Genomic DNA, 16,756 nt, shown 5'->3' on the forward strand with positions numbered 1-16,756 from the left:
TAGGCGCTGGGGTTCCGTCAGCGCCATTAATCTTGCCCCGCTGCGCGGATCGCTCGCGGAGCGTTCAATTGCCCAGGCTGCCACTTGGCGTTGGCGCGCTTGTTCAGCGGGAATGCGCAGCGGCGCAGCGCATTCTTGATTTGCTGCGGCGACATGGATCGCAGCGAAAGCATGAGAGCGATAACGCCGCTTACATGCGCCGTTGCCATAGAAGTGCCGCTGAGCTCGTTGTATTTGCCGCCGAGCCAAGCGGAATACACACGCTCGCCAGGTGCATAGATGTCGATTTGTGCGCCTTGATTGCTGAAGGGAGCAATCCGGCCCGTTCGTGTTGTCGCGCCAACGGAGACGACTTGGGAAAAGCGAGCAGGGTAATCGACCGTTTTCTTTCTGCCGTCATTGCCGGAAGAAGCTACGATAACCTTCCCTCTGTAATAAGCATTGAGTACCGCTTGTTCCAAAGATGGGTTGTATGTCTTCATGCCGAAGCTCATATTAATTATATCGAGGTCGTTTTGCACGCACCAATCAATACCCGCGATGATATCGGATACATAGGCGCTTCCATTTTGGTCAAAAGCCTTAACAGGATGAATGATAGCTCGCGGTGCTACTCCTATAATACCTGAACTACGGCCTGTTGCCGCGATAGTACCCGCGATATGTGTACCATGACCGTTATCATCATGGGGCATCAATCTGCGATTTAATAAATTGATGCCTTGCGAAATGGAGTTTCGCAAATCAGGATGCTTGAAGTCAATGCCGGTATCGATGACGCCGACGTGAATATTTTGCCCCACAGATTTACTCCAGATTTCTGGAGCGCCGATTTGATCAACCCCCCATGGAATCGTGCGCGTACGTGAGCTGGATAAAATACTAGCTCGTTTGGGTACCGTCTTTTTACCCTTAATTTTATTTATTAATAATTTCGTATCCGCTTCGATACGTGTCGTGCTGGAAAAACTTCTGAGTTTGGTATCTGGACACAGCATGCAAGAGAAGGCATGAATAATGTCCAAAGGTTGAACTTGGGATAGTTTGGGGAGTTCAGACGTCTTGCGAAGGAGTTCTGACTTGCAGGCAAAGTAATCCGTCTTTGAGGTGAAATGGATAAGGTACTTTCTTGCTGGTTGTTTAGTAAGACCTACATCTTCATGAAGCAGATGAAGAAAGGTGGCTGTATCCATCGTGCCATCCCCCCGTTACAGCGTATGTTCGTATCTCCCCTATCTTATGTACAGGTCATCGCACTTGACCGTGTCATCGCCTTTATAGAGGTAGTCAAAAAGTCCAATTTTGATCACGAAGTAGTCCAAGATGCTTATTCGACATCGAATATTGAATTCAGCCGGAACTTCCGGTGCTCACGTAGCTTCCACTACGCTCCGCTTCTCATTTCCTAGCTTCTTCCAATCTTCTCGGTGCTGAAAATCGGACTTTTTAACCACACCTTATAGAAATAAATGGGTGCAAAGCCGTGTCAGATGCGTAGGTTCAACATAGGATACATAGAGAGGCGCGGGCAGGAGTGTCTCTTTCTCAGGTAGTGGAAACGACAGCTGCTCAATAACTGGCGGTTCCTATGGGTACAGTCGCGGGCGGGGGGGGACCTTCGCCTGTATTCCTTTTTATGGGTTGTTTTCAGGCGTTTATTTTAGGGTAGTTGCAATTTTAGAAAAAATAGGTTTTACTTAATGAAGATATTGGTTATGGTAGATAACGTAGTCAAGAAATGATCGAAAAGGATGTGCCTTAGATGAGCAACGAATACACACTCAAAATCACCACAGAGCAAGCACGCGAAATGCCCATGGTGGATTTGGCGTTCGAATTGCTGAAGTCGGCGAATACGCCGTTTTACTATCGTGAACTTATGGCTGAAATTGCTAAAATAAAAGGGCTTTCTGAAGATAATGTCATGAATGTAATTGCCCAACTATATACGGAGATCAACATCGATGGTCGTTTTGCTTGTGTAGGTACGAACCTATGGGGCTTGAAGCGTTGGTACCCAGTTGAGAAGTCCGACGATGCGGTTGGCAATGCGAAGCGTCCTAGAATTATCAATGACGAAGATGATGATCTGGATGAAGACGTGTATGCGGAAGAAGAAGATACATACGCAGAAGAAGACGAGTACGATGCATTTGGTACCGAAACCGAAGAGGAAGAAGAAGCGGAAGAGGATACTGAATTCTTCGAAGATGAAGAAATTGAAGAGGATCTTGGTGAAGCGGGTATCGAAGAGAGTGACGATGCTGACGACGAAGAAGATGACTTGGATGAAGATTCCGAAGATGATGAAGACGATTTGGATGATGACGAAGACGACAAATAACTTGTCTTGACAGTCACTACACGTTCAGAGTAAACTATTGCATGGGCTTTAAAAGAATCTTAACAATTCGCGCATGCGTTCAAAAAGTGCCCCGTCACTACGGGTGTCACTTTTTTTTGTTTTTTTGCGCTTTTTTTTGTAATTTGTTCATGAAAACACTTATTTAGCAGAAGCTAATGCTATTACACCTTTGTTCTGGCGACACCCAAGAGCTTATGCTTAAGAGGCCAGTTTTCTAGCACCTTTTCACACTTATTTTCATGTTTATAACGATGCCAGTAGTCTGGCAAAATCTAAAGCGGAAGCTTATAACTTTAAGGAGGCGTACATAGTGACAAAATACATTTTCGTTACGGGAGGCGTAGTTTCATCCCTTGGCAAAGGAATTACCGCAGCTTCCTTAGGAAGATTGCTTAAGAACAGAGGTTTGAAAGTTACAATTCAGAAGTTCGATCCTTATATTAACGTGGACCCAGGAACAATGAGTCCTTACCAGCACGGCGAAGTTTTCGTAACGGATGATGGTGCAGAAACGGATCTGGATTTAGGTCATTATGAGCGTTTTATCGACATTAACTTGTCCAAAAGCTCGAACGTGACTTCAGGTAAAGTGTATTCTTCAGTTATTACCAAAGAGCGTCGTGGTGAGTATTTAGGCGGAACAGTTCAAGTCATCCCGCATATTACTAATGAAATCAAAGAGCGTGTGATTCGCGCAGGCCGTGAAGCCGGGTCCGATGTGGTTATCACTGAAATCGGTGGTACTGTAGGGGATATCGAGAGCTTGCCGTTCCTTGAAGCGATTCGTCAAATGAAAAATGATATCGGCCGCGAGAATGTGATGTACATTCACGTTACGTTGATTCCTTATATCAAAGCAGCTGGTGAAGTGAAAACCAAGCCAACTCAACATAGCGTTAAAGAACTACGCGGCTTAGGTATTCAACCGCATGTGATTGTATGCCGTACAGAGCATTCTTTGACAGAAGATATGAAGCGCAAGCTTGCCTTGTTCTGTGACATTGATCCAGCAGCTGTCATTGAATGTAAAGATGCAGAAACCCTGTATGAAGTTCCGATGATGCTTCGTGAGCAAGGTCTAGATGATTACGTAGTGAATCACTTGAAGCTTTCAACGAATCAACCGGATATGACAGAGTGGGAAAGCCTTGTTCGCAAAGTCAAATCCTTAACGAAGAAAACCGAGATCGCCATCGTAGGGAAGTATGTTGCTCTTCATGATGCGTATCTAAGTATTGTTGAAGCGTTAGGACATGCAGGTATCGATAACGATTCCGAAATTGATATTCGTTGGGTTAACGCAGAGGATATTTACGACCATAACGTACATTCCCTTCTTTCTGGCGTTCAAGGTATTCTTGTGCCAGGCGGTTTTGGGGATCGCGGAATCGAAGGTAAAGTCGCGGCGATTCGTTACGCACGTGAGAAAGAAATTCCTTTCTTCGGTATTTGTTTGGGGATGCAAGTTGCTGTTATTGAGTACGCTCGTTCCGTTTGTGGCTTGGATGGCGCGAATAGTTCCGAGATCAATCCAACAACCGCATATCCAGTAATCGACCTATTGCCAGAGCAAAAGGATATCGAGAATCTAGGCGGAACTATGCGTTTGGGTCTATACCCTTGTAAATTGACGCCAGGATCACTTGCTGCGACGACATACAACGATGAGCTTGTCTACGAAAGACATCGTCACCGGTATGAATTTAATAACGAGTACCGCGAATTGATTGAATCCGCTGGCTTGCGTATTTCAGGGACATCACCAGATGGTCGTCTGGTCGAAATGGTTGAACTTCCAGGTCACCCATGGTTCTTGGCTGTGCAATTCCACCCGGAATTCACATCACGTCCGAACCGTCCACAGCCGCTTTTCCGTGAATTTGTGAAGGCTGCGCAATTGATTGCTCATTAAAATTTCACGTTGCTGAACTAGAGTACTCTCTCCTGTTTATCAACTTTTTTGTAAAAGTTTTCAAAATAAATGCTCTCCTCGGAAGGAAAACGAAAACGAATAGCGAATACCTTGACACATAGGATTGGAACTTGTTATTCGTTTTCGGGAGGGGACTTGGCTGATGAAGAAAAAAGTATTGGTAGTCGATGATCAAAATGGAATTCGTGTACTCCTCATGGAAGTGTTTAGTAACGAAGGGTACGATACCTATCAAGCCTCCAATGGCAAGTTGGCCTTGGAAATTGTAAGAAATGTTTCGCCTGATCTCATACTTCTCGACATGAAGATCCCTGGTATGGATGGACTTGATATCTTGAAGCATGTCAAAGAGATCGATGTGTCGATTAAAGTCATCATGATGACGGCCTATGGTGAGCTGGACATGATCAAAGAAGCGACAGATTTAGGCGCGATTATGCATTTTACGAAGCCATTTGATATTGATGAGCTGCGTCTAGCCGTTAATATGCAATTGAATAATGAGTCGAGCAGTGGTTTTGCTGTAGGATCCTAGTTATAGGGTCTTTTTTTGTTTATGGAAAAATGAAGGCTTGGTTATCATTTGAAAAGTTATGTGCTATAATAACTCAGGTATGAACAGAGAGCGGTATGCGCATCTACTAAAGAGGTTCTAGGAGGAAGAGAAACATGGCATTGGTTTCAATGAATGAATTTTTACCTAAGGCAAAAGCAGGGAAATATGCGGTTGGTCAATTTAACATGAACAATCTTGAGTTTGCTCAAGCAATTGTGGACGCAGCAATTGAACTGAACTCCCCGTTCATTTATGGTGTTAGCGAAGGCGCACTGAAATATATGGGTATCGAGTTTACTGTAGCTCTTGCAGAAGCAGCAGCTAAGAAATCCGGTCTTCCGATCGCTTTGCATTTAGATCACGGTAGTTCGTTTGAAGTAGCAATGAAATGTATCCGTGCAGGATTCAGCTCTGTTATGTTCGATGGTTCCCACTATTCTTTCGAAGAAAACATTCGTTTGACGAAAGAAGTTGTTAAAGCAGCTCGTGCTATGGGCGTATCCGTTGAGGGTGAGCTTGGAACAATTGGTGGCGTTGAGGATGACATCTCTGTTGATGAAGAGCACGCTAACCTTGCAAAACCAGAAGAAGCTATCCGCTTCTACGAAGAAACAGGCGTTGATTGCTTGGCAATCGCAGTAGGTACTGCACACGGTATGTACGCTGGCGAGCCAAACATTCACTTTGATATCATTGAAGCAGTTTCCAAAGCGATCCCAGTTCCAGTTGTATTACACGGTGGATCTGGCGTTCCAGACGAAATGATCCGTAAATCTATTGCAGCAGGCGTTGGCAAAATCAACGTGAACACAGAGAACCAAGTGGCATGCACAGAAAGCATCCGCGCAGCTCTGAACAAAGATGCTAAAATTTATGATCCTCGTAAATATCTAACCCCAGCTCGTAACGCTATGATCGAAGTAGTAAAATCCAAAATTCAATTGTTCGGAAGCAGCAACCAAGCTTAATTCCAAATTGTATAGACAGGATAGGAAATGCAGCAATACACAGATGGATGGTCGACAATCGTTGCCATCTGTCTGTGTTATTGCGGGCGTTTCCTTCTTCTATTTGTTGATATCAAGTTAAAGCAACCTTCTTTTGCTTCGAAATAACTGTGACAAACGTGCTTAGCCCTATGGGGGAGCGAAGTCGTTTGTTTACCTCGCCATTATTTATTTAATTCCTTTTTTGTGGATTTTCGTCGAATAATTGTGGAAATACGTAGGATTTGTTGATTGTCGTTCATGGGTTTGGGTTTGTGGTTAGTGAGAAGGCACCTGGTTTAGGGGGAGAAGTATGTTGGAGAAATTAATGGTCGTCGGTGGACGCCCACTACGGGGAACGGTTCAAATTAGTGGAGCAAAGAATAGCGCGATTGCACTTATTCCTGCTGCAGTGCTTGCAGAAACACCAGTAACGTTGGATAATCTTCCACATTTAAGCGATGTGGCTATATATACTGAAATTTTGACGGATTTAGGCGCGACGATCGATTGGAACGAGGATCGTATGACCATTGATCCAAGCCAGATGAAGCCTCTTGCAATGCCCAATGGCAAAGTGAAGAAGCTGCGCGCTTCGTATTATTTAATGGGTGCACTTTTGGGGAGATTTGGTGAGGCGACGATAGGTCTTCCAGGCGGGTGTAACTTCGAACCGCGTCCGATTGATCTTCATATCAAAGGTTTTGAAGCACTTGGTGCTGTAGTAAGTAATGAAAACGGTGCGCTTCACATTCGTGCGAAGGAATTGCGCGGAGCTAAGATTTATTTAGACATGGCGAGTGTAGGGGCTACGATTAATATTATGTTAGCTGCTTCACGTGCTAAGGGTTTGACTACAATTGAAAATGCGGCGAAAGAGCCTGAAATTATAGATGTGGCAACACTTTTAAATTCGATGGGTGCGAAAATCAAGGGAGCTGGTACGGATACGATTCGTATTGATGGGGTTTCTGAACTTCATGGCTGCCGTCACTCCATTATCCCTGACCGTATCCAAGCGGGAACGTACATGATTGCTGCAGCGGCGACGCGCGGCGACGTAACGGTAGACAACGTGATTCCGAAGCATTTGGAAGCATTGACAGCAAAGCTGCAAGAAATGGGTGTCCACGTTTATGAAATGGATGAATCCATTCGTATTGTTGGTCAGCCGATCTATGAAAGCGTAGACGTGAAAGCATTAATTTACCCTGGGTTTGCAACAGACCTACAATCTCCAATGTCTAGCCTGCTTTGCCAAGCCAAAGGAGTTAGCGTATTAACAGATCATGTTTATAGCAATCGATTTAAGCACATTCCAGAGCTTGTACGCATGGGAGCAAAGATAAGAGTTGAAGGACGATCGGCCATCATTGAAGGGTCGCAGCTGAGTTCAGCGAAAGTAAGAGCGACAGATTTACGCGCAGGAGCAGCTTTGGTTATTGCCGGCCTCAGTGTTATGACAGGCGGAGTTACCGAAGTGTCCGGTGTGGAGTACATCGATCGCGGTTATGAGAATTTAGTGTTTAATCTATCTTCCCTAGGTGCGGAAGTTTGGCGCGAGAACGAGGAATAAAGTGCCAGACAACAGGCAATGCTAGAATCCAATTGAAAATTTAATAGTTTGGTGGTTGAAACATGAGCATGCAGCTTGCTGAGCTTGAAGTACTCAAGCTTACTGAATTATATAAACTAGCTAAGAAATATCAGATTCCCTATTATGGTACGCTGAAAAAAAGAGAACTTATTTTTGCCATTTTACGTGCACAAGCAGCAGAGAGTGGATTCCTGTTCATGCAAGGTGTCCTGGAAATTTTGCAAGAAGGCTTTGGATTCTTGCGTCCCATCAACTATCTTCCTAGCTCAGAGGATATTTATATTTCAGCTTCTCAAATTCGGAAGTTTGATTTACGATCGGGGGACATCGTTTCTGGGAAGTGTCGTCCACCGAAGGAGAACGAACGTTATTTCGGACTGCTTCAAGTTGAAGCGGTCAATGGTGAGAAACCAGAGACGGCTGCGGAGCGCTTGCATTTCCCAGCATTAACGCCGCTGTATCCGGATACTAGGATTACACTGGAGACGGAGCCGAACAAGATTTCCATGCGAATTATGGACTTGCTTGCTCCTGTAGGTCTTGGTCAGCGTGGGCTTGTCGTTGCACCTCCGAAAGCGGGTAAAACATTGCTGCTCAAAGAAATCGCCAACAGTATCTCTACGAATTACCCGGAGATTGAGTTATTCGTTCTACTGATTGATGAGCGTCCTGAGGAAGTTACCGATATGCAGCGCTCTGTCAAAGGAGAAGTCGTAGCTTCTACTTTTGATGAGCTTCCGGAAAATCACATTAAAGTTGCTGAACTTGTACTAGAACGCGCTATGCGTCTTGTTGAACATAAGAAAGACGTTGTCATTCTGCTCGATAGTATCACTCGGTTAGCTAGAGCTTATAACCTCGTCGTTCCGCCTTCAGGCCGGACGTTGTCCGGTGGTGTTGACCCCGCTGCTTTCCATCGCCCTAAGCGTTTTTTCGGAGCTGCTCGTAACATTGAAGAGGGCGGCAGCTTAACTATCCTTGCTACAGCACTCGTTGAAACAGGTTCGCGTATGGATGACGTCATTTATGAAGAATTTAAAGGTACGGGTAATTTGGAACTTCATCTTGATCGTAAAATGGCAGAACGCCGTATCTTCCCTGCTATCGATATTCGTCGCTCAGGGACGCGTCGTGAAGAAGCATTACTCAGCAAGGATGAGCTCGAGAAAGTATGGGCACTTCGCAAAGGCATGAATGATTCACATGAGTACACCGAAGCCTTTATTAAGAAGCTTGCGGATACGAAGACGAATCAAGAGTTTTTGGACTCATTGGCATCCCCATCTGCGGGATCGTCATCAGGGCCAAACAAAGGCAAAGTCAAAAACTCAGCATCTTAAGCTTAAGATAAACGGCATCCACCCAAGGAAGTCGGTGAGGTCGTTTACTTTAACGTACAAAGAGGAGTACCGTTATGAACTTGGTTTATTCAGATTCACAAGGAAATGTATTTGATCATCCTGATTATTTGGCTTTAGGGCGAAATGCAGAAATGATTACTGAAATATTAGATGAAGAACTGATCCCTCTACCAGAGGGCTCAACTCTCGTTAGTCTGCCCTTCACGCGCCCGGTTGGTATTGATGCTGCAACAGGTGATATGAAGCTCGTAGAGGGTGATTATCACGCTGTTGGTGCGTTGCTTCCGCAAGGCTTCACGCGGTTACTCCTCCCAGGGTATGTGAAGTCCGATAAAACAAAGGCATTACCTTTGTTCGGTTATACGGCCGTAGTCTGGAAGGAAGACGGCTTCTACGTTGCCGCGCGTCTTACGGATAATCCTTACTTCTGGAATCCGATCCACTGTGATCCGGATGAACTTGAAGTTGAAGTGAAACGGCTAACAGCCAAATATCCGGAGAATCGCCTATATGCGCATCTGTCGAATTGTGCGCTAGGTTACGAGTGCTTAACGGCATCGAACACGTTCCTGCAGCGCTGGGAAGGGGCAGTTCCTGTCTCTTACTCCTGTAATGCAGGGTGCTTCGGGTGTATCTCTGAGCAGCCAGATGAGAGTGGTTTTGTCGCTCCGCAAACACGGATGAACTTCAAGCCCAAGGTCGAAGAGATTACGGAGATCATGTTAGAGCATCTGCGGACACCGGACAGCATTATTTCCTTCGGTCAAGGCTGTGAAGGGGAACCGAGCACACAGGCTGTCATTATTATTGATGCCATCAAGCGCGTGCGTGAGCAAACGAAGATGGGTTACATCAATATTAATACGAATGCTGGTCTTACGGACCATATCCGCGGCATTGTTGATGCAGGTCTGGATCTCATGCGTGTAAGCACGATCAGCGCTTTGGATGATCACTATAACGCTTATTACAAGCCAAGAGCTTATACCCTCAAGAATGTTGAGAAATCACTTCGCTATGCAACGGACAAAGGAGTCATCACATCGATTAACTATCTTGTGTTCCCGGGTGTCACGGATCGGGAAGAAGAAGTGGAAGCGATGATTGAATTTGTCCGCAGAACCGGATTGAAATTGATTCAAATGCGCAATCTAAATATCGACCCCGAGAGTTACTTAGGCATTATTCCTAAGGCTCAGGGAGAACTGTTAGGTATGAAGCAAATGATCGAGATCTTCGAGCAAGAATTACCGGATGTGGTTATTGGCTCGTATTCCCACACGCCGAAATTCTACACCAGCGATCGCACGCTCACAACAGTGCTTTAAAGCTAAGTGAGTGGAAGTATTAACCGAGTGATTTGGATTGCATCCAGACTCGTGAGTATGCTACAATGCTGTAGTACGTCCATTAACTCTGTTTCAGCAAATGATTCAGGGCGGAAAGAAGGTGAACCAAATGAAAGCAGGAATTCATCCTACTTATCATGCAACCACAGTGACTTGCGCTTGTGGTAATGTATTCGAAACGGGTTCAATCAAGCCAAATCTTCGTGTTGAGATTTGCTCCAATTGTCATCCTTTCTACACTGGTAAACAAAAGTTTATCGATGTAGGCGGCCGTGTCGACAAGTTCAAAAAGAAATACGGAATCTAATTGGCATCATTTACTTGATTGCCAATCAGCATAAGACATCCTCCCATGGTCATCCTAAGCTTAGGCTTAGAGTCCATTGGGAGGTGTTTTTATGTTTAAGGGTCTAATTAAACTTACAGGGACTGCTGTACTTGTTGCGAGTTTAGTGGGTTGTGGCATGTGGACGGGAAACAATAAGAAACCGAATGATACGTATAAGGTTCAGAACTACAAGCAAGACGGCATGTTGGGAATCACAGATGTGAACCCCAATAATCCTATGAACCCGACATACCATCATTATGAGGATGACTCGAATTTAATGAAGGCAGTGCTTGCACAGCTGCCAGGCATAGAGAAAACCAACATTGGGATCAATGGCACTTCGGTCAATGTGAAAATCAAACCTCAAGCCTCCTTGACGGCGGCGCAAGTAGAGGAGCTGCGTTCGCAAGCGCAGATGGCTTTAGAAACGAATATGCCGCGGTACAAAATATTCGTGCGAATGGTGCAGTAAGCAGAGAGATTTTAGCTAAGGCCAAAGATCCTATATATGTTACTTTTTCCCCTTAGGTTGCTATTTGGCATTGAATCAGCTATACTATTTTTACTGTGCTAGACGGGGAGGTAGCGGTGCCCTGTAACTCGCAATCCGCTGTAGCGAGGTTGAATTCCTGTTAGCGGTACTGTGATGTGAGGTCTGGCTTTTACACGTGGTGTTGAGAGTCGGGTCCTTCGCAATGGATGCTCATGAACCCGGTCAGGTCTGGAAGGAAGCAGCCGTAAGTGAGATGTTTCATGTGCCGAGGGGTTGCCTGATTTGAGCTAACGATAAGAGTTCGCTTGTATCCCTTTATCAATAACAGGTGCACGGTGTAATTATACCGTATTTGTAAGAACACATAACCAAAACGCCAGCAATTAGGGCGTTTTTTCTTTTACTATTTTTGCAGGAAGAATATGACTTTACAGAGAATATTTACACCATAGCCCCAACGGAATCCCGCTCAAAAGTAGTTCGATGAGAAGAAGAGAAAGTGAAGGAGCTGTTGACATGCCCATTCATTCGCCTCAAGTGTATTCGGTATCGATGGACGAACTACGAAAATTGTTCAATCATAGTATACAAACTGGCATGCTCATGGTTGATGAAGAAGAGAAGCTCTTACTTGCTACGGATCAGCTCTTAAAATTTTCAGGTTATTCAGTGGACGAAATTACGGGTGTGGCATTTTCTCAATTTTTCAAAGTGAGATCATCCTTGCGTGAGTTATACGAATTTCATTTTAACAATGAGATGGATGTGGGCGAGTGGCCTCATGTTTTCTTGAAGGGGAAGCATGGGGGAATGATTTACTTTCAATTTTCTATGCTCAAACTCACACAAGGGGATAGAACCATCTATCTATTGTCATTTAAAAATAAAGAAGAAGGCCAGCAATTAAACTTATTGCAGCGTTTTTCGGATGCTTTTTTAAAAGATATCAACTTAGGCGTCTTATTAATAGATATGGATTATCGCCTTGCCGACATAAGTGATCGAGCTTGCCAAATGCTAGCCATGGAGAAAGAACTTGTACGCAATAAGTCGTTGGATGAGATTTTTGCTTCGGTACCTAGCCAGCATCAACTCGTGCAAAAAACGATTTTGAATGGTGCGATTGTACGTAATCATGCCGTTTCGTGGACGAATAATCAAGAGCGCTTTGAGTTACTCCTCGATTCGAATGTGTTGAAAGATGGTCACGGGAACATAGTGGGTGCTTATGTTATTTTCAAAGATGTCACCAACATGCGCTCACTGGAACAAATGGTCTGGCGAAGTGATCGACTGGCCATGATCGGACAGATTGCCGCAGGTACAGCACATGAAATACGCAACCCTTTAACATCGATCAAAGGATTCTTACAGATGCTGCGACGCACCTTTGGTGAGCGTGGCATGGATAAGGAACAGAGCTTTACTGATGTGATGTTGGGGGAAATTGATCGGATTAACGCGCTTGTGAATGAATTTCTTATGCTAAGTAAGCCCAAGCATGTCGCCTATGAGCGTATTCATGTTACGGAGGTCCTGCATGAGATTGTACCGGTCATTCATAATGAAGCGATCCTCTATAACGTTCAGCTCCACCACGAGGCTTCGCCTCATCTCCCCGAAGTGATTGCGGATAATGAACTCTTAAAGCAAGTTTTTCTGAATGTTTGCAAAAATGGGATCGAAGCCATGCCCGATGGTGGGGTATTGACGATTTCGGAGCGTGTAGATACGATTGAACGCAATGTGTGTGTGGATATTCATGACACAGGCTCAGGGATACCGATGTTCGTGATTGATAAAATATTCGATCCCTTCTTTACGACGAAGGATACGGGGACTGGGCTCGGGCTCTCCGTGTGCCAGCGTATCATCCATGATATGGGCGGGACCATTCGTGTTGCTTCCAAAGGTTTTGGGACTACCTTCACCATAACGATTCCCTATACCTGATCCTCTATTTCATCCCTTGATGCGTTATAGTATAATGGGTATAGTCAATCCACCCAGGGATTATTGGAGAGGAACACTATGGCACACATTGCTTTGTATCGTACGTGGAGGTCGCAGACGTTTCGTGAAGTTGTTGGACAGCGGCATATTACACAAACGCTGCAGAATTCTCTGCGGGAAAATCGTCTAACCCATGCTTATTTGTTTAACGGACCCCGTGGTACGGGTAAAACAAGTACAGCCAAAATATTGGCCAAAGCTATCAATTGCTTGAATGGCCCTTCGGAAGAGCCGTGCAACCAATGTTCTGCCTGTGAACGTATCACAGAAGGTGCAGTCATGGACGTTGTAGAAATTGACGCAGCATCTAACCGCGGTGTGGAAGAGATTCGTGATATCCGAGATAAGGTCAAATATGCGCCGACGGAAGTCAGGCAAAAGGTGTATATTATCGATGAAGTGCACATGCTGACGACAGAAGCATTCAATGCCTTATTGAAGACGCTCGAAGAGCCGCCTGCGCACGTGATGTTTATTTTGGCGACAACGGAGCCTCACAAAATTCCTGCAACCATTATCTCGCGCTGTCAGCGCTTCGATTTTCGCCGTGTTTCCATGGAGGATGAGGTAGGGCGTCTACAGTATGTTTGTGATCAAGAGCAGATTTCCATTGATAAAGAAGCTCTTCACTATATAGCAAGACTATCGGATGGCGGGATGCGAGATGCGCTAAGTCTACTTGATCAAGCAGCGTCTTTTGCAACAGGGGAAATACAGCTCACAGATATTTTGTCTATCACAGGCGGTATAGCTTCGGATCAATTTAAGAGACTTGTTACGTTTATTAAGGAACAGAATCTGGGGGCAGCCCTAGAGTTAATTGATACCTTCATGCAAGAGGGCAAAAGCGCAGACAAGTGTATCGAAAATTTAATTCACTATTTCCGCGATTTGCTAATGGTACGTATGGTACCGAATTCACCTGTGATTTCGGAACGTGTGTTTGATATGGCAGAGATTAAGGAAGTTGCGAGTCACTTCTCCCCAGTCGAAATGATGAGCATGATTGAAACGCTCAATCATTATCAGAGTGAGATGAAATATTCCGTACAGCCGCAAACGATGCTTGAAATTGCCATTATGAAAATAAGCGGCGGTCATCGTGGAACAGAAGGCAGTCCAGTTGTTCGTTCTTTGGAGGAAGCAGGTGGGCGCGTCCCACAAGGTGATCTCATTGCTCAGATGAGCCAAAGAATGAAACAACTTGAAGATCAACTAGCACAACTGGTAAAATCGGGAGTGACAGTTGCTTCTGGCGAGAGCGCGAAGCAAGCGCCTGCGGCGAAAGTGTCCGTTGCCTCTGCACCAACTAAGAAATCGGGGCTCAAGCTGGGTCCTTATTTGAAAGCCTCCGAGGGTCCAGATACGAAGACTGCGCTTCTAAAGTGGAGTCAAGTATTAGGTGATGTCAAAGAGAGGAAAATTACCGTTCATGCTTGGTTAGTCAATGGTGATCTGGTAGCGATGTTAGATGATGTTGTACTCGTTGCGTTTAAGAATGAGATGCATCGCAATACGACGGAGAAGCCAGAGAATAAAGTGATTATTGAACAAGTTCTTTCTTCAGTGTTTGGGAAATCGATGCGTTTGTTAACCGTAATGCGTAAGGAATGGGATGATGCGAAGAGTGAATCGACGCAAGCCCCTCCTGAAGAGATGGAACTAGTGGCAGAGGATGGTCGCGGAAACGTGGTCAAAGAAGAATGGATATCTGAAGCCATCCAATTGTTTGGTGAAGACCTAGTAACAATCAAAGAAGACTAACCATAAGGGAGCGATCTATAATGAATAACATGAACCAAATGATGAAGCAAGTGAAGAAAATGCAAGAGCAAATGATGAAGGCGCAAGAAGAACTAGGAACAAAAATGATTGAAGGAACAGCTGGCGGCGGTGTGGTAACATGTATCATCAACGGACACAAGAAAGTTCAAAGCATCACAATTAAACCAGAAGCAGTAGATCCAGAGGATGTTGAAATGCTGCAAGATCTTGTGTTGACTGCAGTTAACGACGCAATGTCCAAAGCAGAAGAAATTGCGAACAAAGATATGGGCAAATTCACGGGCGGTATGAATATCCCTGGCTTGTTCTAAGACAACGTAGAATCAACGACTCTGTACCATGAAGGAGTACTTCCTTTGTATTACCCCGAACCGATAGCGAAGTTAATCGATGCCTTTTCCCGCTTGCCGGGAGTAGGTCCTAAGACAGCAGGGCGCTTAGCCTTTCATGTTCTTCGTATGAAAGAAGAAGACGTGATCGATTTTGCCAAATCGCTTGTTAATGTAAAGCGGAACCTGCATTATTGTTCCGTCTGTTGCAATATTACCGATGTGGATCCTTGCCGAATTTGTCAGGATAAAAGTCGTGATAATTCTGTCATCTGTGTCGTGCAGGAGCCCAAGGACTTGGTCGCGCTTGAGCGAACCAAGGAGTTTGAAGGCTACTACCATGTGCTGCATGGCGCTATATCTCCTATGGAGGGCATTGGGCCCGATCAAATTCATATCGCGGAGCTGCTCAAGAGATTGGGTGACGAAACGGTGCAGGAATTGATACTAGCGACCAACCCGAACATTGAGGGTGAAGCGACTGCGATGTACTTATCTAGATTGATCAAACCCTTCGGCTTACGTGTTACTCGTATTGCTCATGGTCTGCCGGTTGGCGGCGATTTGGAATATGCGGATGAGGTAACCTTATCCAAAGCGATGGAAGGCCGCAGGGAATTATAAAAAGAATAAATAGTAAGGAGAGCTGAGAAGCTCTCTTTTTTTTGCCCAAAAAGCATGGTAATAGTTCTGAAAATCCCTTAATTCCCATATGTATAGATCAACCCAGTTGTGGGAGGAATGGAGGTTTGCCTATGAAACCGGCTCTATTAGGCATGCGTGGATTTAAGAGTCCGCGAGCGAAGACTGTTAAGGAAGAATTGAAAATGGACAAGATCATGTTGATTCAAGAGATACGTTCAGCGCACCAGACTTGGGTGGCGGCACAAGCTCACTTTGACTTCGCTGTGGACAAGGATCAGATTGATTATACGATTTATGCAATGGAAGCGGCAGAGAAGCGTTTTGAAATGCTTATCAAACAAGCTAAGAAGCTTGGGGTAAGCCTAATTGATAGCGACCGTTTAATGGAGGTGTAGAACGTGATACTCAAATATACAATTTGGGGGGTGTTGATACTCTCCTCTCTGATGTTGGTGTTAATCGTATTTCGCAGTCGTGGTGCTAGTAGGTTGGCAGCTTCGCTAGGTCTGAATGTAGTAGTTGCCGCTTTCCTACTATATGTACTGAGTCTACTGAGTACGTACACACATATAGATCTGCCTATTAATACAGTTACCTTAGGTACCGCTACAGTATTGGGAGTACCTGGCGTTCTTCTGTTGATTGGTGTAAAAATGATGCTGCTGTAGATGTAAATATAATACATCTGGAATTGGGTTGACTCGGCTGTAGCATCTGTGTTATCTTATAAAAGTTGCCGCTGAGACATGCGGAAATACAAAAGTAACTTGAGAAAAACAAGTTGCAAAACAAAAGTAACTATGGTATATTGAACTTCCTGCTTTTGAAAGAAGGCAGATAGGACAAGCCGATTGATCTTTGAAAACTGAACAACGAGTGAGTAAGCACAGTCGAGTAATCGACTATAAATGAGATTGTAAAATCTCGCTAGCTTCAAATGAGCAAGTCATCTTTCTATTATGGAGAGTTTGATCCTGGCTCAGGACGAACGCTGGCGGCGTGCCTAATACATG

The 16,756-nt window shown here is 44.8% G+C and carries 16 protein-coding genes and 1 other RNA gene; 16 read left to right on the forward strand and 1 reads right to left on the reverse strand.

The features are described 5' to 3' along the window. Positions 1-26: 26 nt before the first annotated feature. Positions 27-1,193, reverse strand: a complete 1,167-nt coding sequence (locus tag J2736_RS28085; RefSeq protein ID WP_310501890.1) for a S8 family peptidase — start codon at positions 1,191-1,193, stop codon at positions 27-29. A gap of 569 nt (positions 1,194-1,762) precedes the next feature. On the opposite strand from J2736_RS28085, the gene rpoE reads away from it, so the two are divergent. From rpoE to J2736_RS28165, 16 genes are all read left to right on the forward strand, one after another. Next, complete coding sequence (rpoE, locus tag J2736_RS28090) at positions 1,763-2,344, forward strand: DNA-directed RNA polymerase subunit delta (protein WP_310501891.1); 582 nt, start codon at positions 1,763-1,765, stop codon at positions 2,342-2,344. 331 nt (positions 2,345-2,675) lie between these two features. Further along, positions 2,676-4,277: a CTP synthase gene (locus tag J2736_RS28095; protein ID WP_310501892.1), complete on the forward strand. Its 1,602-nt coding sequence runs from the start codon at positions 2,676-2,678 to the stop codon at positions 4,275-4,277. Between the two features lie 163 nt (positions 4,278-4,440). Then, positions 4,441-4,833 carry a response regulator gene (locus J2736_RS28100; protein ID WP_056621969.1) on the forward strand — a complete coding sequence of 131 codons (393 nt, stop codon included), beginning with the start codon at positions 4,441-4,443 and terminating at the stop codon, positions 4,831-4,833. Positions 4,834-4,967: 134 nt separating this feature from the next. Further along, positions 4,968-5,822 carry a class II fructose-1,6-bisphosphate aldolase gene (gene fba / locus J2736_RS28105; protein ID WP_310501893.1) on the forward strand — a complete coding sequence of 285 codons (855 nt, stop codon included), beginning with the start codon at positions 4,968-4,970 and terminating at the stop codon, positions 5,820-5,822. 334 nt (positions 5,823-6,156) lie between these two features. Beyond that, a complete protein-coding gene (locus tag J2736_RS28110; protein WP_310501909.1) occupies positions 6,157-7,416 on the forward strand; it encodes a UDP-N-acetylglucosamine 1-carboxyvinyltransferase in 1,260 nt (419 codons plus the stop codon). A gap of 62 nt (positions 7,417-7,478) precedes the next feature. After that, entirely contained in the window at positions 7,479-8,777 is a 1,299-nt protein-coding gene (rho, locus tag J2736_RS28115; RefSeq protein ID WP_310501894.1) for a transcription termination factor Rho, read from the forward strand. Positions 8,778-8,851: 74 nt separating this feature from the next. Next, positions 8,852-10,126, forward strand: coding sequence for a radical SAM family protein (locus J2736_RS28120; RefSeq protein WP_310501895.1), 1,275 nt, complete (start codon positions 8,852-8,854; stop codon positions 10,124-10,126). Positions 10,127-10,256: 130 nt separating this feature from the next. Beyond that, a complete protein-coding gene (rpmE, locus tag J2736_RS28125; RefSeq protein ID WP_056621960.1) occupies positions 10,257-10,454 on the forward strand; it encodes a 50S ribosomal protein L31 in 198 nt (65 codons plus the stop codon). Positions 10,455-10,545: 91 nt separating this feature from the next. Continuing rightward, positions 10,546-10,950 (forward strand): hypothetical protein, encoded by a 405-nt coding sequence (locus J2736_RS28130; RefSeq protein ID WP_310501896.1) that lies wholly within the window; start codon positions 10,546-10,548, stop codon positions 10,948-10,950. 93 nt (positions 10,951-11,043) lie between these two features. Beyond that, positions 11,044-11,307: signal recognition particle sRNA large type (gene ffs / locus J2736_RS28135), an RNA gene on the forward strand. A 180-nt stretch (positions 11,308-11,487) separates the two neighbouring features. Beyond that, positions 11,488-12,924 carry an ATP-binding protein gene (locus J2736_RS28140; protein ID WP_310501897.1) on the forward strand — a complete coding sequence of 479 codons (1,437 nt, stop codon included), beginning with the start codon at positions 11,488-11,490 and terminating at the stop codon, positions 12,922-12,924. A gap of 78 nt (positions 12,925-13,002) precedes the next feature. Further along, positions 13,003-14,748, forward strand: coding sequence for a DNA polymerase III subunit gamma/tau (gene dnaX, locus J2736_RS28145; RefSeq protein ID WP_310501898.1), 1,746 nt, complete (start codon positions 13,003-13,005; stop codon positions 14,746-14,748). Positions 14,749-14,768: 20 nt separating this feature from the next. Then, on the forward strand, positions 14,769-15,080 hold the full coding sequence (locus J2736_RS28150; RefSeq protein ID WP_310501899.1) for a YbaB/EbfC family nucleoid-associated protein: 312 nt from the start codon (positions 14,769-14,771) through the stop codon (positions 15,078-15,080). A 45-nt stretch (positions 15,081-15,125) separates the two neighbouring features. Beyond that, positions 15,126-15,722: a recombination mediator RecR gene (gene recR / locus J2736_RS28155; RefSeq protein WP_056621953.1), complete on the forward strand. Its 597-nt coding sequence runs from the start codon at positions 15,126-15,128 to the stop codon at positions 15,720-15,722. A gap of 131 nt (positions 15,723-15,853) precedes the next feature. Next, entirely contained in the window at positions 15,854-16,138 is a 285-nt protein-coding gene (locus J2736_RS28160) for a DUF2508 family protein (protein ID WP_310501900.1), read from the forward strand. A 3-nt stretch (positions 16,139-16,141) separates the two neighbouring features. Beyond that, positions 16,142-16,411 carry a pro-sigmaK processing inhibitor BofA family protein gene (locus J2736_RS28165; protein ID WP_310501901.1) on the forward strand — a complete coding sequence of 90 codons (270 nt, stop codon included), beginning with the start codon at positions 16,142-16,144 and terminating at the stop codon, positions 16,409-16,411. The last annotated feature ends 345 nt before the right edge of the window (positions 16,412-16,756 follow it).

It is taken from the genome of Paenibacillus qinlingensis (assembly GCF_031455095.1).
Lineage (GTDB): Bacteria > Bacillota > Bacilli > Paenibacillales > NBRC-103111 > Paenibacillus_E > Paenibacillus_E qinlingensis_A.